This is a genomic window from Oleiharenicola lentus, from assembly GCF_051660365.1.
Taxonomy (GTDB): Bacteria; Verrucomicrobiota; Verrucomicrobiia; order Opitutales; family Opitutaceae; genus Lacunisphaera; species Lacunisphaera lenta_A.
Window position 1 is genome coordinate 145,608 of sequence record NZ_JBOZXB010000003.1, and the last position, 26,165, is coordinate 171,772.

A 26,165-nucleotide genomic window follows, 5' to 3' on the forward strand; every position below is an offset into this window, starting at 1 on the left:
CCGCTGAGCCAGCAAGCCGGCTCAGCTTTTCTTATCGAGACCGAACACCGTATGCGCGGCGCGGTAAGCTTCGTCCGCCGAGGCACGGTCGACGGCCACCGTGATTTTAATTTCTGACGTGCCGATGAGCTGAATGTTGATGCCTTTGTCGCCGAGCGCGGTGAACAAGGTCGCGGCCACGCCGGAATGCGTGCGCATGCCGACACCGACGACCGAAAGTTTGGCGATGTTGTCGAACGAAGCGACTTCGCCGCCGCCGAGTTTCTTAAGCACCGCCGGGAGCACGCGAACCGCGTTTTGTGCATCGTCGCGTTGGCAGGTGAATGTCAAATCGACGCCGCCGGTGTGCGCGACGTTTTGGACGATCATGTCGACGTTGACCGCGGCATCCGCGAGCGCGTTGAAGATGGTCGCAGCGGCCAGCGGTTTATCCGGCAAACCACTGATGACGACCTTGGCTTGATCTTTGTCGACGGCGACGCCGCGCACGACGACTTTTTCCATGTAAGCGACTTCTTCTTTCACGATGGTTCCTGGGTTAAAATTAAAACTGCTGCGGACTTCGAAAACGACGCCGTATTTTTTCGCGAACTCGACCGAGCGCGACTGCATGACCTTCGAACCCTGGCTCGCAAGTTCGAGCATCTCGTCGTAACTGATTTCATTGAGTTTCTGCGCCGTCTTCACGATGCGCGGGTCAGCCGTGTAAACGCCGTCCACGTCAGTGTAGATCTCGCATTTGTCGGCCTTCACGGCGGCCGCGAGTGCGATCGCCGTGAGGTCGGAGCCGCCACGGCCAAGCGTGGTGATCTGGCCTTCGTCGTTGATCCCTTGAAAGCCGGCCACGATCACGACTTTGCCTTCCTTCAAATCCTTGAGGATCGGCTTCGGGTTGATCTGTTTGATCTTTGCTTTGGTGAAAACCTGGTCGGTAAAAATTCCCGCCTGCGCACCCGTGTAGGAAACCGCAGGAATATTGATCGCGTGCAACGCCATCGCGGTCAGCGCAATCGTCTCCTGCTCGCCGACGGCCAGCAGCATGTCCATTTCGCGGGTGTCGGGATTCGGATTGATGGCTTTGGCGCGAGCGATCAGCTCGTTGGTCACGCCGGAACGCGCCGAGACCACGACGACGAGGCTGTGACCTTCCGAGCGCGTTTTGAGGATGCGCTGCGCGACATTCTTGATGCGATCAACGTCGCCCACAGAAGTGCCGCCGTATTTTTGAACGATAAGAGCCATGGAGTGAGCCGTTTTTGATGCCTTAGCGGAACGGCAGTTGGCAAGGCGCGAGTATCACCCTCGCGTCATACGCAACTGCTGAAACACCGCAGTGATTCAGGGTTGCGTAGGTTTCTTTTTAGAAAAACGGCTCTCGGTGCCGTTCAGGAGCCGTTTCAAATTCTCGCGGTGGCGGATGATGACGAAAAGGCCGAGCGCCGTCGCGACGATATTCAAAGATAAAGGATTTCCCCGCAGCCAACTGGCCGCCGGCACCGCCACGGCCGCCAAGATCGAGGCCAGCGACACATAACGCGATACGAAGAACGTAATCACCCACACCGCCGCGCCGATCAGGCAGGAAATCGGAATCAACACCACAAGGCCGCCCGCCGCGGTCGCGACGCCCTTCCCGCCTTTGAACTTCGTGAACATCGAGAACGAGTGTCCGAGCACGGCGGCAATCACGCCAACCAAGCCCGCCATGCGCGGATCGGGCACCGCGAAGAAGGGCAACATCGGCCAACCCGCCGCGAGCGCCCCTTTTACCGCATCGAGCGCGAACACGGTGTTGCCCGCCTTCGAGCCGAGCACGCGTTTGACGTTCGTCGCGCCGGGATTGCCGCTGCCGACTTTAAAAATATCAACGCCGTGCGCGCGGGCCACCAGCCAACCAAATGGCAGCGACCCGAGCACGTATCCGACGAGAGCTGAAGCAATGAGCCAGGCGTGAGGCATTCCTTAGAGATTGACCACGAAAGCCTGCTTGATGGCTCGGTGACTGGTCAATTCCTTAAGGGCCGCATCCGAGGGCTGGCTATCGAGATTCAACACGCACAGCGCCGTGCCACCCGCATTATTGCGACTGAGTGACATGGCGGCGATGTTCACACCATCCTTGCCGAGCAACGTGCCGACCATGCCGATGATGCCGGGCTCGTCGTGATTCTCGTAAACCAAAAGGAAACCCGACGGCACCGCTTCGACGTCGCGGCCATTCAGCGACACAAGGCGCGGCGAGCTCGCTTTGCCGAGCAACGTGCCCGACGCGGAAACCGTTTCGCCGTTGGCCTGCACGGCTTCGACGAGAATGAGGTCGGTGTAGTCGGCGTTGGAATTCGATTTCACCGTCTCCACTTCAATGCCGAGGCGTTGCATCATCGTCGGCGCGTTGACGAAATTCAGGCTCTCGCCGCTGATACGACGCAGGAAACCCTTCTGGATCGCGCGCGTAACCGGGTTGGCGTCGAGTTCGACGATTTTGCCCCAATACGTGATCTTCACGCGCTCCACGCGGTCTTTCGCGAGTTGTTGCACGAGCGAGCCGAGTTTCGCGCCGAGTTCGAGATACGGACCGAAAATTTTCAACGCAGTCGCGTCGAGCGAAGGCATGTTGACGGCGTTACTGATCACACCGCCAGCGAGCACTGCCGCGATTTGCTCCGCGATTTCGATGCCGACGGTTTCCTGCGCTTCGGCGGTCGACGCCGCGATGTGCGGCGTGAGCACGACGTTCGGGAGCTTGCGGAGTTCGCTGTCTTTCGAAAGCGGTTCCTCCACGAACACGTCGAGACCGGCGGCGGCGACGTGGCCGCTCTTGAGTCCATCGATGAGCGCCTGCTCGTTGATGATACCACCGCGGGCGCAGTTGAAAAGGCGCACGCCTTTCTTGCACTTCGCAATCGCGGCCGCGTCGATCATGTTGTTCGTCGCATCGGTCAACGGCATGTGCACCGTGATAAAATCCGACTGCTTCAGCAGTTCTTCAAGCGTCACGCCTTCGACCTGCATCGCCTTCGCGCGCGCCGGCGAAAGATACGGATCGTAAGCCAGCACGCGCATGCCGAACGCCAGCGCGCGCTTGGCCACTTCGCCGCCGATGCGACCGAGGCCAACGACGCCGAGCGTCTTCTTATAAAGTTCCGCGCCGCTGAGCGTCTTGCGATCCCACTTCCCTTCTTTCATCGATTGCGCGCCTTGCGCAATCGGGCGAGCGCCGCAGAGAATATGCGTGAAAGTAAGTTCCGCCGTCGAAATGGTGTTACCCGCCGGCGTGTTCATCACGACGACGCCGCGTTCCGTAGCGGCATCGACATCGACATTATCCACGCCGACGCCGGCGCGACCGACAACTTTCAACAACGGTGCCGCGGCAAAAACTTCCGCCGTGATTTTCGTTTCCGAACGCACCGCGATCGCGTGAACGTCCTTCACCAGCTCCAAAATTTTCTCCGGAGAAGAGCCGTAAGCCTCCACCACTTCAAAGCCCGGCTGCTGGCGCAGGTAGGCAACTCCCTTGGGTGAGATTTTATCGGCTACGAGAATCTTCATAGAGCCGTCCAAAAAGCAGCCGTCGGCCCCAAAAGGCAACCCCGCAGGCGTGAATAATCAGGCTCCGGGAGAAAGTTTTATGACAGGTTGCAGGTGGGCGTCGGTCTCCTCACCCACGCCTCTGAGCAATCACCGATAAATCGCCGGTGCGGAGACCGGCGACCACCTGCTGCAGCCAGCTTTCTCACTTACGTCACAAACGCAGGGTAATCCGTGTAGCCCTTGTGATCGCCCCCGTAAAATGTCGCCGGCACAGGCGCGTTGAGCGCGAGCCCGCGTTCGATGCGCCGCGGCAAATCGGGATTCGCGATGAACAGTTTCCCCCACGCGACCGCGTCGGCTTCACCCGCATCAAGCGCTTTTTGCGCAGATTCGGCCGTGAAACTATCGTTGGCGATGAACACGCCACCAAACGCGCGTTTCAAGTCCGGCCCAAGGCGTGGCTCCGCGAGCGACTCCCGCGAAAAGAGAAACGCGATATGCTTTTTCCCAAGTTCACGCGCGAGATAACCGAACGTCGCCACGAGGTTGCTGTCGCCGATGCCGCGCGGGTTGATGTGATAACCCACGCGATCCGCGCCCCACACGGAGATCGCCGCGTCGGTGACCTCGAGCGCGAGACGCGCGCGATTTTCGATCGGGCCGCCGTAGTCATCGGTGCGCTGGTTCGCGCTGTCCTGCAAAAATTGGTCGAGCAAATAACCATTCGCGCCGTGCACCTCGACGCCGTCGAAACCGGCGCGCTGCGCGTTCTCCGCCCCGCGCTTGTAGGCGACGATCACGCCGGGAATTTCGTTTAGCTCGAGCGCCCGCGGCACCACATGCGGACGTTGCGGGCGCAAGATGCTCACGTTGCCCGGCGCGGCGATGGCGCTCGGCGCGACCGGCAGTTCACCATTGAGATAATACGGATCTGAAAAACGCCCCACATGCCAAAGTTGCAGCGAGATGCGTCCGCCTTCCGCATGGACTGCATCGGTGACTTTTTTCCAACCCGCCACCTGCTCTTCCGACCAGATACCGGGCGTGTCCGGATAGCCCACGCCCATCGGATCGACCGACGTCGCTTCGGTGAGAATCAAACCTGCGCTCGCGCGCTGATGGTAATACTCAACCATGATGTCATTCGGCACGCGACCGGCGCCGGCGCGGCAGCGCGTCAGCGGAGCCATGATAACCCGATTCGGCAAAGTCAGCGCGCCGACGCGGAGAGGATCGTTCAGTGTGGGCATGAGATTTTGATTTAATAGTCAGGCCGGCAACTCGCGCAACTCGGCACCACGATTTGTTGTTAAATAAAAACCCCGCCGAATGGGCGGGGTGGGTTAAACGGGACTGTGGGTCGAACTTAGTTGCTCGAACTGCCGCCGGTAAACTTCAACGCGAAGGCGAGTTTGTCGGCGGTTTCCTCAACTTGCTTCGAGATCGGTTTACCGGCGCCGTGACCGGCGTTGGTTTCGATGCGCACCATCAGCGGATAAGGATTCTGCGGATTCGCGGCCTGAAGCGCGGCCGTGTATTTAAACGAATGCCCCGGATGCACGCGGTCGTCGTGATCGCCCGTCGTCACGAGCACCGCAGGATACGTAACGCCTTTCCTGACGTTATGCACCGGCGAATAAGCAGAAAGATATTTGAAACCTTCCGCGTCGTCGGATGAACCGTAGTCGCTCGCCCACGCCCAACCGATGGTGAATTTTTGGAAGCGCAGCATGTCCATCACCCCGACCGCCGGGAAGGCGACGCGCGCAAGATCGGGGCGTTGATTGACCACCGCGCCAACCAGCAAGCCGCCATTCGACCCGCCGCTCAGCACGAGTTTTGCCGAGGAAGTGTAACCTTCCTTAATGAGGAATTCGCCCGCTGCGATGAAATCATCGAACACGTTTTGTTTGCGCTCTTTCGTGCCCGCGAGATGCCACTCTTTGCCGTATTCGCCACCACCGCGCAGATTCGGCACCGCGTAAATGCCGCCGAGTTCGAGCCACGCGAGATTCGACGTGGAGAACGTGGGCTGCAGGGAAATGTTAAAACCGCCGTAAGCGTAAAGCAGCGTCGGGTGCGAGCCGTCGAGTTTGATGCCTTTGCGATGCGTGATAAACATCGGCACGCGCGTGCCGTCCTTCGAGGTGTAGAAGACCTGCTTCGTTTCGTAGATCGCGGGATCAAATGCGACCTTGGGGGCTTGGAACACCTCAGTTTTTCCCGTCGAAAGATCAGTGCGGAAATTCGTCGTTGGGTAAGTGAACGACGTGAAACTGAAGAACATTTCGCTGTCGTCTTCACGCCCGCTCACCGACGCCACCGTGCCAATCGCGGGCAGTTGGATATCGCCGAGTGATTTGCCATCGGTCGCAAACACGGCGAGACGGCTCTTCGCGTCTTCCATGTAATTCACGACAAATTTTCCGCCAATGTAGCTCGCAGAAGCAATTACGCCTTTCGCTTCAGGCACCAGCGTTTTCCAGTTCGCGCGATCGGGTTGCCTGAGATCGATGGCGATGATTTTCTTGCGCGCCGCATCGAGGTCGGTCGTGAGGAAAAGCACCGTGCCATGATTGCCGATCGGATTGTAGTTCGCGTCGAGTGGCTCGACAATTTTCACCACGTCGGTTTTCAAATTCGGGGAGAGCGGATCACCGAGATCGATGAACGCGACACCGTCGCGCGGATCCGTGCCAGCAGAAGTTGTCAGGATCAAATAACGCCCGTCTTCCGTCGTCGAACCGCCGAGATTCCACTTGGGCTGGTCAGGACGTTCGTGAATCACAATGTCTTCCGATTGCGACGTGCCGAGGCGATGATAATAAACCCGGTGATCCGCAAGATCGCTGAAGGTTTTATTACCCTCTTTGCGCGGTTCTGGATAGCGCGAGTAAAAGAAACCTTTGCTGTCCTTTGTCCAACTCATGCCGGAAAACTTCACCCACGAAATCACATCGCTCGTGTCTTGACCGGTCGTGAGATCGCGCACACGAAATTCATTCCAGTCGGAACCGGCTTTCGCGATTCCGTAACCCAGCCACTTGCCATCTTCGGAAGCAGTCGCCGCCGTCAACGCCGCCGTGCCGTCTTTCGACATCGTATTCGGATCGATGACCACGCGTCCCTCGCCGCTCAGCGTGTCTTTGACAAAATAGGGCGACTGATTCTGCAGGCCGGTGTTGTAAGAATAAAAATAACGCCCGCCCTGCTTCGACGGCAGGCCGTAACGCGGATAATTCAGCAGTTCCAGCAAGCGCTGCTTGATCGTGTCGCGTTGCGGCAGCGTGGCGAGGAAGTCGAACGTCACTTTGTTTTCGCCTACGACCCACGACTTCGTGTCGGCGGAATCGACGTCCTCCAACCAACGATACGGGTCGGCGACTTTGGTGCCGAAATAATCGTCGGTGTGTTCGACGGTCTTGCTGGCAGGATAATTGTAAGGAGCGGCCAACGCACAAAGCGGCGCCGCCGCGGCAATCGTCAGGACGGACATAAGTTTCATTTGAACGAAACTGCCAACGCGTGTGCATCCCGCAAGCCGAAGATGGGAGGCGGGGCCATCAGCCCCGCGGTTAATCAGATGATCGGCCAGTGTAGGTGGCACGCAAGCACCCTACACGGATTCGAATTACAACTCACGGGGCTGATGGCCCCGCCTCCATTCAGAGCAGAGTTGCGCAACGCTTACTTTTTCTCAGCGCTCCAACCGGTATAATGCGCGCCGAAACCCATGCGATACGCCCAGTCTTCGATGGTTTTCGAAACGGGCGTCGTGCCGCTTGAGCCGCCGTGGCCGGCGTTGGCTTCGATGTGAATCAGAATCGGGCCGCTCTCGGGCGAAACTTTCGCCTGCATCTCGGCGGTGTATTTATACGAGTGCGCCGGAAATACGCGGTCGTCGTGATCGCCCGTCGTCACGAGCACGGCGGGGTATTTCGCACCTTGCTTGACCGTGTGCAGCGGCGAGTAAGCAACGAGATATTTAAAGGCATCGAGCGTGTCCGAGTTGCCGAAGTCCGACGCCCAGCCTGCGCCGACCGTAAATTTGTGGTAGCGCAACATGTCCATTACCCCGACCGCCGGCACCGCTGCGCCGGCCAGATCAGGGCGCTGATTCAAGACCGCGCCGAGCAACAAGCCGCCGTTCGAGCGTCCATCGAGCACGATCTTGGCGTGTTGCGTGTATTTCTGCGCCACGAGCCAATCAGCGGCGCCGATGTAGTCATCATAAACGTTTTGTTTGCGCTCCTTCGTGCCGGCTTTGTGCCACTCCTCGCCGTATTCGCCACCGCCGCGCAAATTCACCATCGCATAAACGCCACCACGCTCGATCCACACCAGCGGCGGCACGGCAAACTGCGGTTTCATGACGACATTAAAACCACCGTAACCGTAAAGCCAGGTTGGCGCCGTGCCGTCGAGTTTCAGGCCTTTCTTGTGCACGAGAAACATCGGGATCTTCGTGCCATCCTTCGACGGGAAGAACACTTGTTGCACTTCATACCCACTCGCGGGAAACGCGATTTTGGTTTCGTTAAACACCTCGCTGATATTCGTCTGCAAATTATGCCGCATGATCGTGCCCGGCGCGAGGAACGACGAATACGCGACAAAAACCTCGGGGTCTTTGAATTTGCCCGAAACTCCTGCGACCGCGCCAAGACCGGGCAGCGGAATCTCACCCGCCGGCTTGCCGTCCAATTGGAACACGGCCACCCGATTCACCACGTCATGCAAATAGGTAACGATGAAATTCCCTGCGGAAATCCGCGCGCCTTCGATCGTGTCTTTCGATTCCGCCACGACGGTTTTCGCCTTTGCGGCTGGTTGCGCAATGTTCAGCGCGACGATGCGATTGCGCGCCGCGCTCTCGTCGGTCGTGAAATAAAAATCGGTGCCGATATTCCCGATAAATCCGTAACTATTCACAAATTGATCGACGAGTTTCACGACCTTGCCCTCGAGCGACGGTTTTTGCGCGTCCACCAGATCGAGGTAGTAAACGCTGTTGCCCAGCTTGCCCGGCTGCGAAACCGAGATGACCAAATAACGTCCGTCCGAGGACACCCCGCCGCCAAAAGACCACGCGGGTTGCTCCGGCATTTCGAACACGAGTTTGTCTTCGCCCTGCGCGGTGCCGACGCGGTGATAATAAATTTTCCGGTTCGCAAGTTTGCTGAACACCTTGCTGTCGCCGCCCGCCGGCTCCGGATAACGCGAATAAAAGAAACCTTTGCTGTCGTGCGTCCAACTCATGCCCGTAAACTTCGCCCACTTCACGTGGTCGCTCCCATCTTCGCCGGTCGCGACGTCGCGCAATTTCAGTTCACGCCAGTCAGAGCCACCGGTCGCGAGGCCGTAACCGAGCCACTTACCGTCTGGCGAGGGTGAGGTCAGTGCCACGGCCACCGTGCCGTCAGTCGATAGAGTGTTCGGATCGATCAGCACGCGCGGTGTGCCGCTGATACCATCCTGCACATAAAGCGGTGACTGATTTTGCAGGCCATCGTTCTTCGTGTAGAAATACCAGTTCGCTTCCTTAAACGGGAGGCCCGTGCGCGAGTAATTCCATAGTTGCGTCAGGCGCTCGCGCACCAACGCGCGTTCCGGCAATCCATCCACAATGGAATCAGTGAGCGCATTCTGCGAGGCGACCCACGCCTTCGTATCCGCGGAATCGAGTTCTTCGAGCCAGCGATACGGATCGGCGACTTTGTTGCCGTGGTAATCGTCGACATGCTCGACCGTTTTGCTGACCGGATAATTAACCGCAGCGAGCGCCAGCATCGGCGCCGTCGCTGCCACGAGGGACAAGCGGACAAGTTTTAGCATGCCGCCCAGCAAACGGTGAAATCTACGGCGCGCAAGCCGGTAGGGGCCGATCTCCGAGCGGCCCGGCGGGACTTACTTTGACATCCGGCCAGCCCGGAGGTCGGGCCCGACCCACGTTTCAAGCACAAGCGCTGAGTTGCGCAACGCGACATCGACCAACTAGCGTTCGCGTGTGTCCATCCTCCTCTCGTCCGCCGAACGCCTGCGCCAGCAGATCGCGTTCATCACCGAAGTCGACAAACTGAAGGAAATTTTCCGCCAGACGATTCTCACGCAAAGCCGGCGTGCTGAGAACAGTGCCGAGCATTCGTGGCATTTCGCGCTCATGATCATCGTGCTCGCCGAGCATTCGAACCACCAGCCGCTCGACGTCCTACGCATCCTCAAAATGGTGCTGATCCACGACCTCGTCGAAATCGACGCCGGCGACACGTTCGCCTACGACACAAAAAACATGGCCGACCAACACGCCCGCGAGTCCGTCGCTGCGACGCGCATCTTCGGCCTGTTGCCGGCGGATCAAGCGCGGGAATTTCGCGCACTCTGGGATGAATTCGAAGAACGCGCCACCCCTGAAGCGCGTTTCGCCACCGCGTGCGATCGCTTTCATCCCATGTTGCTGAACTGCCTCACGCAAGGCCACGCCTGGCAGCGCCACGGCGTCACGCACGACCGCGTGCTCGCGCGCAACGCCCACGTCGCCGACGGTTCGACCACGATTTGGGAATACGCCGTCAAGATGATCGACGACGCCGTCGGCGCCGGCCACCTCGCGCCCAAGCCCGAGGCGAATCCTTGATCCACGCGAACTGTCAGGTTCACGCACGCTCCACAGCCGGCCACTCCCGCGCATGCTGCCCAATTACCCCGTCACCCAATGAAAGCGCTTCTCCGTTTGCTTTGCCTGCTCCCGCTTGCCGCCGTCGCCCAAACGCCGCCTGCCCCTGATCTCACGCTCAATCCCGCCGCAACCGCTCGCGTCCTCAACCCCGCGTTGCCCACGATCTTTATCGCGAGCGATTCCACCGCCGCAAAAAATAACGGCAATCCCACGCAGGGCTGGGGCGAACCTTTCGCCGAGTATTTCGACGCAGCAAAAGTCAACGTCGCCAATCATGCACGCGGCGGACGCTCTAGCCGCACCTTCATCACCGAAGGCTTGTGGGATAAATTGCTCGCCGACGTGAAGACGGGCGACTTCGTGCTCATCCAGTTCGGCCACAACGACGCCAGCCCGGTGAACGAAGACGCTTCAGTTCCGCGCGAGAAGATGCGTTCACGCGGTTCCCTTCCCGGCCTCGGCGAAGAAACCCGCGACATCGTAAACGTGATCACAAACAAGCCCGAAACAATTCATACCTTCGGCTGGTATATCCGCAAAATGATCGCCGACGTAAAAGCCCGGGGCGCGACACCGCTCATCGTTTCGCTCACCGTCCGCAACAACTGGAAAGCCAGTAGAGTCGAGCGCGGCTCGGGCAATTACCGCCAGTGGGATCGCGAAATCGCCGAAGCTTCCGGGCTAACCTTTATCGATCTCACGCGAATCATCGCCGATCAATACCATGAGCTTGGCGTTGAAAAAGTGAAAGCGCTGTTCGGCACCGACCACACGCACACGAATACCGCCGGCGCCGATTTCAATGCCGCCGCCGTGGTCGCAGGCTTGAAGGGCATTCGCAAAGGCCCGTTCGAGGCGTTGCTCTCGTCAAAAGGTGTCGCGGTCGAAGCCGACAAAATCGGTTGGCTTAATTTGCCCGAACCCGCGAACGCCGCCCTGCCAACGCTCGTGCTCATCGGCGACTCGACGGTGCGCAACGGTCGGGGTGACGGTGCAAATGGCGAATGGGGCTGGGGTGATTCGCTCGCGCAACATTTCGACCTCACGAAACTCAACATCACCAACCGCGCCGTCGGCGGACTCAGCAGCCGCACCTTTCTCACCCAAGGCCATTGGCAACGCGCGCTTACCCTGATCAAGCCCGGCGATGTCGTCATTATGCAGTTCGGCCACAACGACAACATCGCCCTCAACGACACCACGCGCGCTCGCGGCACGATCAAAGGCATCGGCGAAGAAACCGAGGCGATCGACAATCTCCTCACCAAAAAACACGAAGTCGTGCACACCTACGGTTGGTATCTGCGCAATTACATCCGCGAGGCCAAAGCTGCCGGCGCGACCCCGATCGTTTGCTCGCCCGTCCCGCGCAAAACATGGAAGGACGGCAAAATTGTCCGCTCCGACGACAGCTACCGCACCTGGGCCCGCGAAGTCGCCGCGCAAGAAGACGTCGCGTTCATCGATCTCAATGACCTCGTCGCCACGCGTTACGAATCCCTCGGGGAAGAAAAAGTGAACGCGCTCTTCGCCGACGCCCACACGCACACGAGTAAAGCCGGCGCTGATCTCAACGCCGAGGTAGTCACAGCGGCGTTGCGCAATTTATCCGGAAATCCACTCGCATCGTCAGTCCTGAAATAGCACCTTGGCGTCACCGCCATGACTTCTGCCCAACTCGTTCCGGCCATCGTCATCCCGCTTGTCGCGTGGCGCATGTATCGCCGTTTCAAGAAAAACGTCGGACGTCAGGAGCTCAAATCACGCCGTTTGCTGGCGAGTGTGGTGATCTTCGGCGTGATCACGGCGCTGCTCACATACGGAGGCATGACTCATCCATCGGTGCTCATCGGTTTGGCCATCGGCTTGGGGTTAGGCGTGCCGCTCGCGCTCTACAGCCTGCGTCTGACAAAATTTGAAATCACAACCGAAGGAAAATTCTACACCCCCAACACCGTAATCGGCGTCGGCCTGACTTTGATTTTCGTCGGACGCATCGCCTATCGCATGATGCAACTCTTCGCCGCACCGCCGGTGCAGGCGTTGGCGCAGCCCCAGTTTTTTCAAGGCGGCCTCACGATGGGAATTTTCGGACTCACCGCGGGCTACTACATTGCTTACTATGGCGGGGTTTTCCTACACGGGAAAAAACTTTAATCCCCGATAGTTCGGCGATTCGCGCCTGCGATCAGCCAAGCGGTTCCACTCATCGCAAGCGCTTCGAACGCCGCCAGCCATTCGTTTAAAGAAGGTGACGTGGTCCACGCTCGCGGGATATGCAATATAACCACCCACGAAAAAATCATTAACGCGACGAGCGTCGCCGCAGATCGCGCCGTGCGCGGAATCAGTATTCCGATTCCGCCCGCGATTAATGCCCCTGCGGAAAAGTAAGTCCAAAACGTCGCCCCGGGAATCCATGCGGGCACCAGTTGCGCGACGAATTTCGGCCAGATAAAATGCTGGATTCCACCCAGAATTAAAAACCCGCCCAAACACGTCGTGCCCAGCGGGAGAACCCACGCAGATCGCGGCTGGTTAAATCGCGTTGCGATGTAGTCCGCCACCACGAACGCCCCACCCGCGAGCGCGAAACCTTTCCCGGCAAAAGTCCATTCCGCGCCCCACGCCGCCCGTTTCATCGCCATCGGTAAGGCGAGTAGCACCACTCCAATTAAAATGCCGAAGCCCAACCCCATAGCCACACGATGAGCGAACCGCTTCGTTAAGATTGTTATCCCAGCAGCCAAAAATCCAAGCCCCATCCCATAAGCCCACAGTTCAGGCATCGGCAGCCAACTCGGCCAAGGCGGCATCGCCCGGGTCAGAAATTTCCCCGAGACCAAATGCACTATTCCAAAGAAAATTATCGCCGTCCCATAAAACACGCGGCCAAAGAAAATGGTCTGTGCAGGCGGAGCCGGGTTCATGAACCCACTCCACCCGCGCATTGCGTGCGAGTCGACCGCGTTGCGACCAACCCTGCAAAATCTGCCGTCAACGCGCCGCGCGCCATGCTCGAGTGACCTTGGACTGCTCGTGTAATCTGCTTAACAAAAGTGACGTCATAGGATTCGCCTCAGTAATCACCGCCTCCCCTCATGAAACTATTCCTTGGTGCGCTCGCCTCCATCTTGTTTGGAATTTCTGCCCACGCGGAAGCACCGAAACCGATCATCTTTCTATATCAGAACGGCGCACCCGGCTCGGAAGCACGACGAGGTGAATCGGAAAGAATCACCGGCACCAATGTGTCGAATATTCACAACCCGAGTGTGACGGCGTATTTCCCGTCACCCGACACCGCGACAGGTTGCGCGGTGCTCATCGCACCCGGCGGTGGTCACGAACGGCTCGCGATTCAGCACGAAGGTTATGCCGTGGCCCAGTGGCTCGCGGACCATGGGGTCGCCGCGTTCGTCCTGAAATACCGACTCGCCAAGGACAACGCGACGCCTGCGGGCACGCCTCAACCTTACACGATTGAGCGCGATGAACTCGGCGACGCGCAGCGCGCCATCCGCCTCATCCGCGCACGCGCCACGGAGTGGAACTTAAATCCCAATGCCATCGGCATGATGGGCTTCTCCGCCGGCGGGCTCGTCACTCTGCTTGCGGCAACTCATGGCACCGAGGGCCAACCGCATGCGAGCGATCCAATTGACCGAGCTTCCTCGAAATTGAATTTCGCGGCTCCCATTTATCCTGGAGGTCTGGATCATCCTGATCTCCCAATCACGAAGGAAACACCCCCATTGTTTCTTCTGTGCGGAGCCAACGATCGCCCCCGCATTTCCGAAGTGTTGCCCGAATTTTATCTCAAATCCAAAAAGGCGGGCGTGGATGCGGAGTTGCATATTCTCGCAGGCCTGGGCCACGGCTTTGGCCTAAAAGCGGATAACTCACCCCATGCTGCCGCCACGTGGATTTCGCTTTTCCGTGACTGGCTGGAAAATCAAAAAATCTCGCGCGCACTCTGACGCAATTCACCGCTCTTAGTTCAGATCCCGAAACGAACCAAACTCGGGATCAAACAGTCGGCGATACGTGCGGGAAATCATGCCGTCGGTTTGGCCGGCGAGGAAATCACAGATGCGGCGCGCTTTGCCATCCTGCGTTTTTTCGGCTTCGATTAGGCGACTCACGTTGCCGGGAAGAATGCGGATGACACGCTCGTTGCGCTGGGCGTAGTTTTCCCAAATCGCGTTGAAAATCGCGATGATCACCACGCGCGCCTTGTGCTCCAGTTGTTCCAGCTGCGGGCTTTCGAAAATGACATCGTTCGCCATTTTCTTAAAAAAGTTAGCCTCGGTGCGCGCAGTTTCTTCGACGACCAAGTCGTATTTGTAGCGGTTGGTCTTTCCCGCCATGAAGTTGTCCCGCTCTTTGAGCCGGCACGCTTGAATGAACGTGCCAATCTTTTTTGAAAACGTGTTTTCAAGCCGGTCTTTGCGAATCGCGTCGAAAAACGAATCGAGATGCCGTTGCTCCAGCGGGCCGATCTTTTCGCCGCCGGCCCAGCGCTCCACGCGCTCGACGGTGAGGAAACCCGCGCGCACCCCATCGACGATGTCGTTGAGCGAATACGCCGCGTCGTCCGCCCAATCCATAATCTGGCACTCGACGCTTTTGAAATCGTTCAGCGATTCGCTCTTCGTGAGGCCACCGGGAATGCGATTGCCGCCGAACACGAAATCCCGCACCGGGCCTTGCGAATCGTAGATGAAATGATTCAGCGGCGGCGTCGCGAATTCAGTGTAGAGTTTTTTGTATTTGAGCACGCCGTCCAGCAGCGCGCGGGTGGGCTGCATGCCTTTTACGCCTGACTCGTTTTGATACATGGTTTCGCACAGCAAATGGAGCGTCTGCGCATTGCCCTCGAACCCGCCACGACGCTTCATCAGTTCCTGCAACGTGCGTTCGCCGGAATGACCGAACGGCGGATGCCCCATGTCATGCGCAAGGCTGCTCGCCTCGACCAAATCAGAATCGATGTAGAAATCTTCTTTAAGCGGATCGCCACGACTCAGCAGGAAATGGCAAATCGAGCGGCCGATTTGCGCGACTTCCATCGAATGCGTCAGGCGCGTGCGGTAGAAATCGTATTCACCCGAGAGAAACACCTGCGTCTTCGACTGTAATTTCCGGAACGCGTGCGCGTGGATGATCCGGTCGCGATCAATCTGAAACGGGCTGCGATAGTCGGTCTTGCGCGACGTGCCCCACTCCTGCGTATCGAAGGCGTTGTAGAATCGGTTCTGCGGCATGATTCGTTTGGACAGAAACAGGAGAACGCACAGGATGCCAGCCTTATGCCGCGTTCATTTCCCCTCCTCTGGCTCGCCGCTCTATGCTTGGTCTCTGTGCCGTGTTTGCGCAGCGCTGAAGTCACCGCACCGAAGCAATCGCTCATCACCGCCGCCGATCTTTTTAACCTCAAGCAGGTCGAAACTCCCGCTCTGTCGCCCGATGGCAAATGGGTCGTTTACGTTCTCCGCAGCATCGAACCAAAACCCGACGCGAAGGACGACTGGATTTACCGCACCCAACTCTGGCTCGCCGCGCCCGATGGAAAAACCGCGCCCCGTGCGCTCACGTTTGGCAGCAGCGGGAACGCAAACCCCACTTGGTCGCCCGACGGCAAACAAATCGCGTTCGTGCGCACGGTGGAAAAAGAGAAGCCGCAACTCTACCTGCTCTCGCTCGCCGGTGGTGAAGCGATGCCCCTCACGAAACTTGAAAACGGCGCAAGTGCACCGCGCTGGTCGCCGGATGGTTCAAAGATTCTATTCACCTCTTCGCAGACTTACGCGCAAGTGCGCGCCGCGCTCGAAAAATCCGAAAAGCCTGCCGCGCCTGACTGGAGCAAAGAAATCCCCGGTCGCAAAGTAAACGACACGGCCAACTGGGCCTTTAAAAGTGCCGACAAAGATAAACCGAAAGGCCCAGACGACGAAGCCGCCAAGAAACCGGCGACTAATCCGGACGGCACGCTCCAGGAAATCCGCGAATGGCTTGCGAAAAACGAAGCTGACAACAACCCGCGCGTCACCGACCGCTTGAATTTCCTCGCCGAGGGCGACCTCGCCGTCGATCCGAACTTTCCGCAGTTCTACGTCGTCGACGCCCGCGAAGGCGCCGAACCGAAACCCATCACGCAAAGCTACGCAGGTTTCGCGAACGCAGAATGGTTACGCGACGGCCAGACCCTCATCGCCGTCGGCCCCCGCAAACTCGACGAGCATCCCGACCGCAGCCGCGAAACCAGCCTCTACACCATCGATGTCGCAAGCGGTGCCGCGAAAGTCTTCCTCGCCAACGCGGAAGAGAACTACGGCAACCCGACGCCGTCGCCCGACGGTCAGTGGATTGCATTTTCATTCACGCCCGGCGGCATTTTCAGTTTCAATCAGCCCAAGGTCGCCCTCATTCCCGTCAACGGCGGTGAAATTAAAGTGCTCACGGCGAGCCTCGACCGCGCGGTGCAGAACCTCAAGTGGGCGAGCAACAGCGCATCGATTTATTTTACCGTGGCGGATCAGGGCCAGTTTCCGCTCTACCAAATCCCGCTCGACCGGAAGGAAATCTGGCGCGTCACGCATCAAGCCGAATGGGGAGTTCAAGATTACGACGTCGCCGCCGGCACGCTCGTCCAAGTGGTCACCCACCCAAAAAATCCGTGGGAACTCTACGCCAGCACACCGGATGGAAAAATTGCCAAGCCACTCACCACCCACAACAGCGCGTGGTTGCAAGAGCGCACCTTGAGCGCTTACCAGGCGCACAGCTTCGTGAACAAAGGCGGCCTACCAATCCAATACTGGGTGGTGAAACCGGCGAATTTTGATCCGGCAAAAAAATACCCGCTCCTCCTTAACATCCACGGCGGTCCGACCGCGATGTGGGGCCCGGGCGAGGCGAGCACGTGGCACGAAATGCAATTTTTCGCCGCGCGTGGTTACGTCGTCGTCTTTGCGAACCCGCGCGGTTCCGGCGGCTACGGCAAAGAATTTCAACGCGCCAATTATCAAAACTGGGGCGACGGCCCGTCGAGCGATGTCCTCGCCGCCGCCGAACTCGCCGCAGGAGAATCCTACGTCGATCGCGATCGTCAGGTCGTCACAGGCGGTTCCTACGGAGGTTACCTTGTCGCGTGGATCGTGAGCCACGACCACCGCTTCAAGGCCGCCGTCGCGCAACGCGGCGTGTATGACCTCGCGACATTCTACGGCGAAGGCAACGCGTGGTTCCTTGTGCCGCTTTACTGGGGCGGTTATCCGTGGGAAAAATCCGTGCGCGAAAAACTCAATTACGATTCCCCGCTCACCTACGTGGAAAACATCAAAACGCCGCTGCTCATCAAACATGGCGATACCGATTTTCGCACCGGCGTGATCCAAAGCCAGATTCTCTACAAGAGCCTTAAACAACTCGGTCGGGATGTCGAATACGTGCGTTACCCGCGCGCCACGCACGAACTTTCCCGCAGCGGCGAGCCCAAGCAGCGCCTTGATCGCCTCGTGCGCTACGAAGAATTTTTCCGCCGTTACCTCGGCGAAAACTAAGCCCCCGCCACGCGGCGATCCACGCGATGCCTTTCACGCTTTTTAAAACCAACTTCGGCACGTGCGGCCTCGCGTGGAACGAAATCGGGCTTAGTTCATTTTCGTTTCCCGAAACCGATGAAGCCCAGCTTCGGCAGAAATTTTTCGGCCGGGCAAAGACTGAGTTGTCCCTCGCAGAAACTCCCGCGTGGAGTCAGCAACTCATCGAAAGCGTGCAAGCGCATTTCGACGGGCAGCTTCAGGATTATTTCGACGTCAGCCGGCTCGACTGGTCGCTGGTCAGCGATTTCCAACGCGGGGTCTATGAACACACGCACGCGATCAAACCCGGCTACAAAAAAAGCTATGGAGAAATCGCCCGATTGATGGGCCTCGGCAACGAGTCGGCCCGCGCCGTCGGCGTCGCGCTCGGCTCCAATCCTTGGCCGCTTATCGTGCCCTGTCACCGTGTGGTTTCTGCGAGCGACAAAATGACTGGTTTCTCCGCACCCGGCGGCATTCGCACCAAGACCCGATTGCTCGCAATCGAAGGCGCGGAGTTGCTTTCCGAATGAAATTAGCCGCGACGGTAGGGCCCGATCTCCGAGCGGGCCGTTCAGGATCGGAGAATACCTATCGGCCCGCCCGGAGGTCGGGCCCTACCTTCATCCTTAGCTAAACGTGAGACCTAAATATCGCTTCGTGCCCGCAGACGCGCTCGCGCATTTGCGCAGCGATGAGAAACTCGCCGCACTCATAGAACGCGTGGGGCCGTTTGCGATGGAGATGCACGCAGCTGACAGTCTGTTTGAAGCGTTGCTGCGCTCGATCATCTATCAACAGCTCCACGGGAAAGCGGCCGCGAAAATCCATGAGCGAGTGTTAGCACTTTTGGTAAAATGCGGAGGCCATCTACCGCAAGCACTGGCCAAAGCGACCGATGCCGAACTTCGCGGCGCGGGCCTCTCGCAAAACAAACTGCTCGCTCTGCGCGATCTCGCCGCGAAGTGCCTCGAAGGCACCGTGCCCTCGCTTGAAGAGGCGCACGATTTAACTGACGACGAACTGATCACCCGGCTCACCCGCGTGCGTGGCATCGGTCCCTGGACGGTGCATATGCTGCTGATTTTCCAACTCGGCCGGCCCGACGTGATGCCCACCGGCGATTTCGCCATCCGCCTTGGTTTTAAAAAACTCTATCGGAAACGAAAAGACCCCACGCCGGCGGCGATCCTTAAGCACGCGCGCAAATGGCAGCCGTATCGTTCGGTCGCGAGTTGGTATCTCTGGCGTTCGCTCGACAGTGGCTGAAAAGTTTTTTAGAGCTTCGTGAGCCAACGCGCCTATGCCTCAAAGCGAATCTCCGACCAGCACTGAAGATTATCCTGAATTGAGTGTGGGTCGGTTGATGGAACCGCCGGTCGCGGTGTTTCTGCCAACCCTTACCGCGGGCGAAGCCACCGAAATCGTCCGTGATCTTGCGAATCAATCCGTGCGTTTTACTTACGGGCACGTCGTCGACGGCACCGGGATTTTGGTGGGCGTAATCACGATGCGTGATCTGCTGCTTCAGTCGAAGTCTGCTCCGCTCGAGGATTTCATGCTGCGCAACCCGTTTTCGCTGCGGCCGGAAACGTCCGTCATGGACGCGATGAAAAGCACGGTAAACAAACATTTCCCGACCTACCCTGTTTGCGATGCGAGCCGGCAACTTCTCGGTGTCGTGCGTGGTTCGGATTTGTTCGAAAAGCAGGCGTTCGAAATCAGCGCCCAAGCCGGATCGATGGTCGGTGTTGATAAAGAAGAACACATCGCGACACCGTGGCTGCGCAGCTTTAAATTTCGTCATCCCTGGCTGTTGGTGAATCTCGCCACCGCCGCGCTCGCGGCGAGCGTGGTCGGCTCGTTTCAGGATTCGATTGATAAGATCATCGTGCTCGCAGTGTTCCTTCCGCTCATCGCGGGCCAGTCAGGCAACACGGGTTGCCAATCGCTCGCCGTGGCATTGCGCGGCATGACGCTAGGTGAAATGAAAAGCGGCCACGTATGGTCGTTTGCATGGAAGGAAACGGTGCTGGGCGCGATGAACGGGTTCGTCGTCGGCGTGCTCGCGGGCGTCGGCATGTATATTTTCGCCGGACAGCAGAACGCCGCCGAACCACCCCTCGTGCTCGCGATCATCGTATGCACCGCGATGACGGTGGCGTGCACGTGCAGCAGCATCGCGGGGGTGCTGGTGCCGGTGATTTTGCGGCGTTGCGGCGCTGATCCCGCGGTGGCATCGGCAATTTTTCTTACGACGCTCAACGACGTGATTTCGATGGGCTGCTTTCTCGGGCTGGCAACTTTTTGGCTGCTCTAATTGCGCCGCACAGCGCCGCGAATAGCGGACCGCACACCGCGTTCGCAGTTGTGTCATAGGATGGGCGAAGTAGTTTTTGGGAAACATTTAAACCTCTCCGCCATGTCTTCGCAGATGCGTGCTATCGTAAAACCCACCGCCGGCCCCGGCCTCGTAATGACCGAACGTCCCAAGCCCCGCCCGGGCGTGAACGACGTCCTGATCAAAATCAAAAAGACCTCCATCTGCGGCACTGATGTCCACATCAACAAATGGGATTCGTGGGCCCAGCGCGTCATCAAACCGCCCCTGGTCATCGGTCACGAATACGTCGGCACGGTTGAAGATGTCGGCAATGGCGTCACCGGTTTTGAAAAAGGCCAGATCGTCACCGGCGAAGGCCACATCGTCTGCGGCCATTGCCGCAATTGCCTCGCGGGCCGCCGCCACCTTTGCCCGAACACGATCGGCGTGGGCGTGAATCGTGACGGTGCATTCGCGGATTACGTTTCGATTCCCTCGAGCAACGTCTGGAAAGTGCCCGCCGGCATGGATCTGGATGTGGTCTCGTGTTTCGACCCGCTTGGCAACGCGGTGCATACCACGCTGTCATTCGACATGGTCGGCGAAGACGTGCTCATCACCGGCGCGGGCCCGATCGGTTGCATGGCCATCGCCGTCGCGAAACACGCGGGCGCGCGCAAAGTTGTCATCACGGACATCAACGATGGTCGCCTCGAACTCGCGAAAAAGTTTGGCCCGACACGCACGGTGAACACGGCGAAAGAAAATCTCGCCGATGTCTGGCACAAGGAACTCGGCATGACGGAAGGCTTCGATGTGGGCCTGGAAATGTCCGGCAGTCATCTCGCGCTCAATCAAATGATCGACAACATGATCATGGGCGGACGCATCGCGCTACTCGGCACGCACTCCGCGAAGGCCGAGGTCGATTGGAATAAAATCGTGTTCAAGATGCTTCACTTAAAAGGCATCTACGGCCGCGAAATGTTCGAGACCTGGTATAAGATGACCGCGCTCGTCCAGGGCGGCATGGATATCACGCCGGTCATCACCCATCGCTTCCCGGTCGATAAATTCCAGGAAGGTTTCGAACTCATGGGCGCAGGCAAGTCCGGCAAAATCGTGCTCAACTGGGAGTAATCCGCATGAATTCCGCCTACCAAGCCCACCTCACGAAAACGCTCGGCGAAATCGAAGCCGCCGGCCTCTACAAACGCGAGCGCATCATCACGACGCACCAAACCGCCCACATTGCGGTTACCGGCGGTCGGGAAGTGCTCAATCTGTGCGCGAACAATTACCTCGGCCTCGCCGACAATCCCGAACTCATCGCGGCCGCGCGCGATTCGCTGGATCGCTGGGGCTACGGCTTGGCGTCGGTGCGCTTCATCTGCGGCACGCAGCAAATCCACAAGGACCTCGAAGCCTCGATTTCCAAGTTCCTCGGCACGGAAGACACGATTCTCTACTCATCGTGCTTCGACGCGAACGGCGGCTTGTTTGAAACGTTGCTTAGCGCGGAAGACGCCGTGATTTCTGACGAACTCAACCACGCCTCGATCATCGACGGCGTGCGCCTCTGCAAGGCGCAGCGTTATCGCTACAAAAACAACAATCTCGAAGACCTCGAAGCGAAGTTGAAAGAAGCCGATGCCAACAAAGCGCGCTTCAAACTCATCGCGACTGACGGGGTGTTTTCGATGGACGGTTTCATCGCCAATCTGAAAGGCATCTGCGACCTCGCGGACAGATACAACGCACTCGTCATGGTCGATGACAGCCACTCCGTCGGCTTCATGGGCAAAACCGGCCGCGGCACGCACGAACATTGCGGCGTCGAAGGCCGCGTGGACGTGTTCACCGGCACGCTCGGCAAAGCCCTCGGCGGCGCCACCGGCGGTTACACGAGCGGGAAAAAAGAGATCATCGATCTGCTCCGCCAGCGGTCACGCCCGTATTTGTTCTCCAACACCATCGCCCCCAGCGTCGCCGCCGCGTCGATCAAATGCTTGGAAATGCTCAGTGCGTCCACCGCGTTGCGCGATAAACTCGAAGCCAACACGAAATTCTTCCGCGACGGCCTCACAAAAGCCGGCCTCACGATCAAACCCGGCACGCATCCGATCGTGCCCGTGATGCTCGGCGACGCCGCGCTCTCGCAAAAAGTCGCGGCGCGCATGCTGGAAAAAGGCGTTTACGTGATTGGCTTTTTCTATCCCGTCGTGCCGCAAGGCGCCGCGCGCATCCGCACGCAAGTGTCCGCCGCGCACACTCGCGAAGACCTCGCCTTTGCGATTGAGAAGTTCGCCGAGGTGAAACAGGAATTCGGCCTGTGAACACCAAGATTTCCCCCGCCAAACTCGCCAAGCTTCGCGCCCTCGCCAAAACGGCCGCGAGTCGCGCTTACGCACCCTACTCCAAATTTCGCGTCGGGGCTGCCGTGCTCGCAGGCTCCGGAAAAATCTATTCCGGCTGCAACGTGGAGAACGCTTCGTATGGCCTGTGCAATTGCGCCGAGCGCACCGCGATTTTTAGCGCCGTCGCCGCGGGCGAAAAGCCGCTGAAGATCGAATGCGTCGTCGTTTACACGCCAACGAAAACCGCGACCGCTCCCTGCGGCGCGTGCCGTCAGGTCATTTTTGAATTCGGTCCGGATTCGCGCGTCATTTCCACGTGCGATGGCTCGCAGGAAGTCGATGTTTCGATCGACGCGCTGTTGCCGGGTGCGTTTGGTCCGGCGGATTTAGCGTGAGAGTTGCGCCGTGAATTGGCGCACGGCGTCCCAGTAGCGTTCGCCCGCGACATCGATGACGTTAGAATGATAGCCACCGTCGACGACGAGTTTCATTTTCGGTTCGGGCGCGGCAGTGTAGATCAAATTCCCATGCCACAACGGCACGGTGCGATCTTCGGTGCCGTGCACCCATAACAGCGGACAACGCAGCCGCGGGGCTTTTTTCGCGTTCTGGAATTTGTCGCCCGGCACAATCGCCCAGCGCGTTTTCACCCGGTAAGCGCTCGCGAACGGCGCAATCAGAATCAAACCGGCCAACTGATGGCGCACTCCCATTTCAACACCTGGTCCGCTCCCGAGCGAAAAGCCGATGACGATGACGCGCTCGGCCAGCGTTTTGTGTTCCGCTTGCAACCACGCGAGTGCGTGCTCGGCATCGTCATACGCCGTGAACTCCGTCGAGCGTCCGCCACTGTGGCCGTATCCCCGATAATCCAAGCCCATCACTGCAAATCCAGCCGCATGATAAAGCGGGAGATATTCACTGATGGTGCCGAGATCTTCACCGTTACCGTGCAGAAAAAGCACGGTGTATTTCGCCGTAGGATTAGGCCAGTAGCGCGCCGCGAGTTTCACTCCGTCGTGAGCCGTCAGGTGAAAGTATTCCTCGGAAAGTTGGTAGTTCGCAGGAAACCGCGGAAACAACATCGTGAGCGAAACGTGATGCGCGAGCCGGATGCCGACCGCAATCAGTGCGCCCAAGCTGACCAGTGCAATGACGCTGATGAAAAACACGCTCACAGGTTCAGATTATATTCCAGAAGTAAACCCGAGCAGCCGTTTCCAATATTCCTCACCCGCGGTGAATCCGAGATTGTTGTGCCCCGCCAGATCCACCCAGTAATGCTGCTTCGGTTCCCGCGCTTGCTTGAGCAGAGTTTCGCCATGGTGAAACGGCACCACGCGATCTTCGCGACTGTGCATGATCAAAACCGGGCAACGCACCGTGGAGATTTTTTTAGCATTCTTAAACTGATCGCCCGGCAGCAGCGGCCAGCGCGTCATCACCCGAAAGACACTCGTAAACGCGTTTTCCAAAACGAGTCCACCAACTCCATGCTTGCTCGCCAAATCCACAGCGGAGCCGCCACCCAACGATCGCCCATAGAGGATAATTTGAGCAAGCGGCACCCGCAGCGTTTCGCTCAGGTAGGTTTTGGCGACTTCGTTGGCTGCGTAGATAGATTTTTCGCTCGGCTGCCCTCCGCTCTGACCGTAGCCGGGATAATCGCACGCAAACACCGCGAAGCCGCGCGCATGAAATTCACGTAGGCGCGGCTCGATATCGCCGAGATCCTCCGCATTGCCGTGAAAATACCAGAGCGTGTGACGCGCTTTGGGATTGGGCAGATACAGCGCGCAGAGTTCGGCGCCGTCCGCCATTTTCAAACGCACCGCTCCTGCCGGTTCCCGCCGCGAGCCATATTCCGGGAAATACAGCATCGATCCGACCAACCCTTGGGCCGCAATCGCTACCAGCCCGTAACACACGATCGCCGCAATCGCCGCTTTGAGTGCGAACTTGCGGCTCATGGTTTACCGGCCCGACAAGAATTCGCGCACACTTAAACCCACTGCTTCGCGTGCGACTTCACGCTCGGAGCGATCGGTGAGATTGCGGATTTTCACCACGCCTTTTGCGAGTTCGTCGCCACCGTAAATCAGCGCAAGCTTCGCGCCGGACTCGGCGGCGACTTTAAATTGTTTACCGAACGCGGTGTCTTTAAACGGATATTCGACGCGAATCCCCGTCGCGCGCAGCGCGTGGATATCCGCAAAGGCCGCCGTCCTTTCCGCCGCGCCACCGATAACCACATAGACGTCTGGCGCCGCGGCGAACGCGGGCATCAAGCCACGCTGCTCGAGCAGCAAGCCGGTCGTGACGTCGCCAATCGCGAACCCCACCGCCGGCAAATCCGGGCCGCCCAATTTCTTAACCAGATCATTGTAGCGCCCGCCACCCGCAAGCGCGCGCAAGTCGCCTTTGCGATCAAACGCCTCGAAAACGAAACCCGTGTAATACGCGAGCCCGCGCACGACCCCGAGATCGACGGTGATAAAGTCGCTCAATCCCATCGCCGCCAAACCATCGAGCACTCGCTTCCAATCGACGAGCCGCGCCGAAAGTTTTTCAGAATTAAAAGGAGCGAGGACAGAGGAAAGCTCTTCGAGACCGCGAATTTTGAGAAAACCGAGCACGCTGGCTTTTTTATCCGCCGGCAATTCGCCATGCGCTTCGGCGTAACCTTTGAACGCATCATCGCCCATCTTTTCGAAGCGATCGACCGCCGACAAAATACCGCGCGCTTGCGCGTCATTAAAACCAAGCGCTTCCAGATAGAAAAACCACAGATCGCGATCGCTCAGACGAACATAGAAATCTTCCTTCGTAAGCCCGAAGCCAGTCATGCACTGCACGAGCAGTGCGATAAGTTCGATCTCCGCTTCAGGGCCAGCTTCCCCAAAGATGTCGGCGTTGAACTGGTTGAAGGCGCGCAGGCGGCCCTTTTGCTGGCGCTCGTAGCGGTAGAATTCCGCGATACTAAACCACTTGATCGGACGCTTGAGCGCGCCCGCTTTCGCTCCGACCATGCGACACACCGTCGGAGTCATCTCGGGACGGAGCGAAACCATGCGCTCGCCCTTGTCCTTGAAACTAAACAACTGCCCCTCGATTTCGTCGCCTGATTTCGTCGTGTAGAGCTCCAAGGGCTCCAACACGGGCGCGTCGTATTCTTGAAATCCGAAAGCGGACGCGGTGCTGCGCCAGTTGCGGAAAATATGCTGACGCCGGGAAAAGTCTTCCGGATAAAAATCACGGAAGCCCGGCAACGATTGAAACCCGGCCATGCCTCGCTGCGACTGTTAAGACGCCTTAAACGTCGTCCGTCGGCTCTGCCGGCGGATTGTTGCGAAGTTTATCCAAGCTGAGTTGCTTGATCTTCTGCTTGAGAATCTTGCCGGACTTAAACTTCACCACGGCGCGCTCAGGAATAACGACTTCCGTCTCCGGTTTGTTCGGATTGCGACCGACGCGAGCTTTGCGGACTTGCACTTCGAGGACGCCGAAGTTGCGGAGCTCGACGTTGCGACCGGTGGCGAGCGCCTCCATGACGATATCGAGGGTCATCTGCACCGTATCTTGGATTTGTTTCTGCGGAAAGCCGGTCTTCTCGTAGATTTCCAGCACGATTTCGCGTTTGGTCAGGTTAGTCGACATGGCTAGGCGTGGGTTAAAGTTAATGCCTGTTG

23 protein-coding genes are annotated in these 26,165 nt (G+C 58.5%); 11 read left to right on the plus strand and 12 right to left on the minus strand.

The window, feature by feature from the left end:
• Window positions 1-21: 21 nt before the first annotated feature.
• The 6 genes from ACRRQW_RS19930 to ACRRQW_RS19955 form a co-directional block, all read right to left on the minus strand.
• On the minus strand, window positions 22-1,242 hold the full coding sequence (locus ACRRQW_RS19930; protein ID WP_438483385.1) for an aspartate kinase: 1,221 nt from the start codon (window positions 1,240-1,242) through the stop codon (window positions 22-24).
• Window positions 1,243-1,338: 96 nt separating this feature from the next.
• Window positions 1,339-1,959, minus strand: coding sequence for a glycerol-3-phosphate 1-O-acyltransferase PlsY (gene plsY / locus ACRRQW_RS19935; RefSeq protein WP_438483386.1), 621 nt, complete (start codon window positions 1,957-1,959; stop codon window positions 1,339-1,341).
• Between the two features lie 3 nt (window positions 1,960-1,962).
• Window positions 1,963-3,552, minus strand: coding sequence for a phosphoglycerate dehydrogenase (gene serA / locus ACRRQW_RS19940; protein WP_438483387.1), 1,590 nt, complete (start codon window positions 3,550-3,552; stop codon window positions 1,963-1,965).
• A gap of 188 nt (window positions 3,553-3,740) precedes the next feature.
• A complete protein-coding gene (locus ACRRQW_RS19945; RefSeq protein ID WP_438483388.1) occupies window positions 3,741-4,784 on the minus strand; it encodes an alkene reductase in 1,044 nt (347 codons plus the stop codon).
• A 116-nt stretch (window positions 4,785-4,900) separates the two neighbouring features.
• Window positions 4,901-7,039: a prolyl oligopeptidase family serine peptidase gene (locus tag ACRRQW_RS19950; RefSeq protein ID WP_438483389.1), complete on the minus strand. Its 2,139-nt coding sequence runs from the start codon at window positions 7,037-7,039 to the stop codon at window positions 4,901-4,903.
• A gap of 182 nt (window positions 7,040-7,221) precedes the next feature.
• Complete coding sequence (locus ACRRQW_RS19955) at window positions 7,222-9,369, minus strand: prolyl oligopeptidase family serine peptidase (RefSeq protein ID WP_438483390.1); 2,148 nt, start codon at window positions 9,367-9,369, stop codon at window positions 7,222-7,224.
• Window positions 9,370-9,541: 172 nt separating this feature from the next.
• Between ACRRQW_RS19955 and ACRRQW_RS19960 the strand changes: the two genes are divergently transcribed.
• The 3 genes from ACRRQW_RS19960 to ACRRQW_RS19970 all read left to right on the plus strand — a co-directional run bounded on the left by ACRRQW_RS19960 (window position 9,542) and on the right by ACRRQW_RS19970 (window position 12,367).
• Entirely contained in the window at window positions 9,542-10,168 is a 627-nt protein-coding gene (locus ACRRQW_RS19960; protein ID WP_438483391.1) for an HD domain-containing protein, read from the plus strand.
• Between the two features lie 78 nt (window positions 10,169-10,246).
• Entirely contained in the window at window positions 10,247-11,854 is a 1,608-nt protein-coding gene (locus ACRRQW_RS19965; protein WP_438483392.1) for a rhamnogalacturonan acetylesterase, read from the plus strand.
• An 18-nt stretch (window positions 11,855-11,872) separates the two neighbouring features.
• Window positions 11,873-12,367, plus strand: coding sequence for a hypothetical protein (locus tag ACRRQW_RS19970; protein ID WP_438483393.1), 495 nt, complete (start codon window positions 11,873-11,875; stop codon window positions 12,365-12,367).
• Here ACRRQW_RS19970 and ACRRQW_RS19975 read toward each other — a convergent pair.
• Window positions 12,364-12,879 carry a hypothetical protein gene (locus tag ACRRQW_RS19975; RefSeq protein ID WP_438483394.1) on the minus strand — a complete coding sequence of 172 codons (516 nt, stop codon included), beginning with the start codon at window positions 12,877-12,879 and terminating at the stop codon, window positions 12,364-12,366. The two genes, ACRRQW_RS19970 and ACRRQW_RS19975, sit on opposite strands and share 4 nt — an antisense overlap.
• 432 nt (window positions 12,880-13,311) lie before the next feature.
• On the opposite strand from ACRRQW_RS19975, the gene ACRRQW_RS19980 reads away from it, so the two are divergent.
• Window positions 13,312-14,190: an alpha/beta hydrolase gene (locus ACRRQW_RS19980; protein ID WP_438483395.1), complete on the plus strand. Its 879-nt coding sequence runs from the start codon at window positions 13,312-13,314 to the stop codon at window positions 14,188-14,190.
• Window positions 14,191-14,205: 15 nt separating this feature from the next.
• Here ACRRQW_RS19980 and dgt read toward each other — a convergent pair whose 3' ends face one another.
• On the minus strand, window positions 14,206-15,477 hold the full coding sequence (gene dgt, locus ACRRQW_RS19985) for a dGTP triphosphohydrolase (RefSeq protein ID WP_438483396.1): 1,272 nt from the start codon (window positions 15,475-15,477) through the stop codon (window positions 14,206-14,208).
• A gap of 45 nt (window positions 15,478-15,522) precedes the next feature.
• Here dgt and ACRRQW_RS19990 point away from each other — a divergent pair, with 45 nt between their 5' ends.
• The 7 genes from ACRRQW_RS19990 to ACRRQW_RS20020 all read left to right on the plus strand — a co-directional run bounded on the left by ACRRQW_RS19990 (window position 15,523) and on the right by ACRRQW_RS20020 (window position 22,871).
• A complete protein-coding gene (locus ACRRQW_RS19990; RefSeq protein ID WP_438483397.1) occupies window positions 15,523-17,775 on the plus strand; it encodes a S9 family peptidase in 2,253 nt (750 codons plus the stop codon).
• Between the two features lie 26 nt (window positions 17,776-17,801).
• Entirely contained in the window at window positions 17,802-18,329 is a 528-nt protein-coding gene (locus ACRRQW_RS19995; protein WP_438483398.1) for a methylated-DNA--[protein]-cysteine S-methyltransferase, read from the plus strand.
• Between the two features lie 127 nt (window positions 18,330-18,456).
• Window positions 18,457-19,065, plus strand: coding sequence for a DNA-3-methyladenine glycosylase family protein (locus tag ACRRQW_RS20000; RefSeq protein WP_438483399.1), 609 nt, complete (start codon window positions 18,457-18,459; stop codon window positions 19,063-19,065).
• Between the two features lie 34 nt (window positions 19,066-19,099).
• Window positions 19,100-20,116: a magnesium transporter gene (locus ACRRQW_RS20005; protein WP_438483400.1), complete on the plus strand. Its 1,017-nt coding sequence runs from the start codon at window positions 19,100-19,102 to the stop codon at window positions 20,114-20,116.
• A 102-nt stretch (window positions 20,117-20,218) separates the two neighbouring features.
• Complete coding sequence (gene tdh / locus ACRRQW_RS20010) at window positions 20,219-21,259, plus strand: L-threonine 3-dehydrogenase (RefSeq protein ID WP_438483401.1); 1,041 nt, start codon at window positions 20,219-20,221, stop codon at window positions 21,257-21,259.
• Between the two features lie 5 nt (window positions 21,260-21,264).
• A complete protein-coding gene (locus ACRRQW_RS20015; RefSeq protein ID WP_438483402.1) occupies window positions 21,265-22,455 on the plus strand; it encodes a glycine C-acetyltransferase in 1,191 nt (396 codons plus the stop codon).
• Window positions 22,452-22,871, plus strand: a complete 420-nt coding sequence (locus tag ACRRQW_RS20020; RefSeq protein WP_438483403.1) for a cytidine deaminase — start codon at window positions 22,452-22,454, stop codon at window positions 22,869-22,871. Before ACRRQW_RS20015 ends, ACRRQW_RS20020 begins: the two co-directional genes overlap by 4 nt.
• Here ACRRQW_RS20020 and ACRRQW_RS20025 read toward each other — a convergent pair.
• From ACRRQW_RS20025 to ACRRQW_RS20040, 4 genes are read right to left on the minus strand one after another with little or no spacing between them, the layout of a single operon-like run.
• Window positions 22,863-23,654, minus strand: a complete 792-nt coding sequence (locus ACRRQW_RS20025; protein ID WP_438483404.1) for an alpha/beta hydrolase — start codon at window positions 23,652-23,654, stop codon at window positions 22,863-22,865. The genes ACRRQW_RS20020 and ACRRQW_RS20025 overlap by 9 nt on opposite strands.
• A gap of 9 nt (window positions 23,655-23,663) precedes the next feature.
• Complete coding sequence (locus ACRRQW_RS20030) at window positions 23,664-24,446, minus strand: alpha/beta hydrolase (protein WP_438483405.1); 783 nt, start codon at window positions 24,444-24,446, stop codon at window positions 23,664-23,666.
• 3 nt (window positions 24,447-24,449) lie between these two features.
• Window positions 24,450-25,763 (minus strand): histidine--tRNA ligase, encoded by a 1,314-nt coding sequence (hisS, locus tag ACRRQW_RS20035; protein ID WP_438483406.1) that lies wholly within the window; start codon window positions 25,761-25,763, stop codon window positions 24,450-24,452.
• A gap of 25 nt (window positions 25,764-25,788) precedes the next feature.
• Window positions 25,789-26,157, minus strand: a complete 369-nt coding sequence (locus tag ACRRQW_RS20040) for an HU family DNA-binding protein (RefSeq protein ID WP_438483700.1) — start codon at window positions 26,155-26,157, stop codon at window positions 25,789-25,791.
• Window positions 26,158-26,165 lie beyond the last annotated feature (8 nt).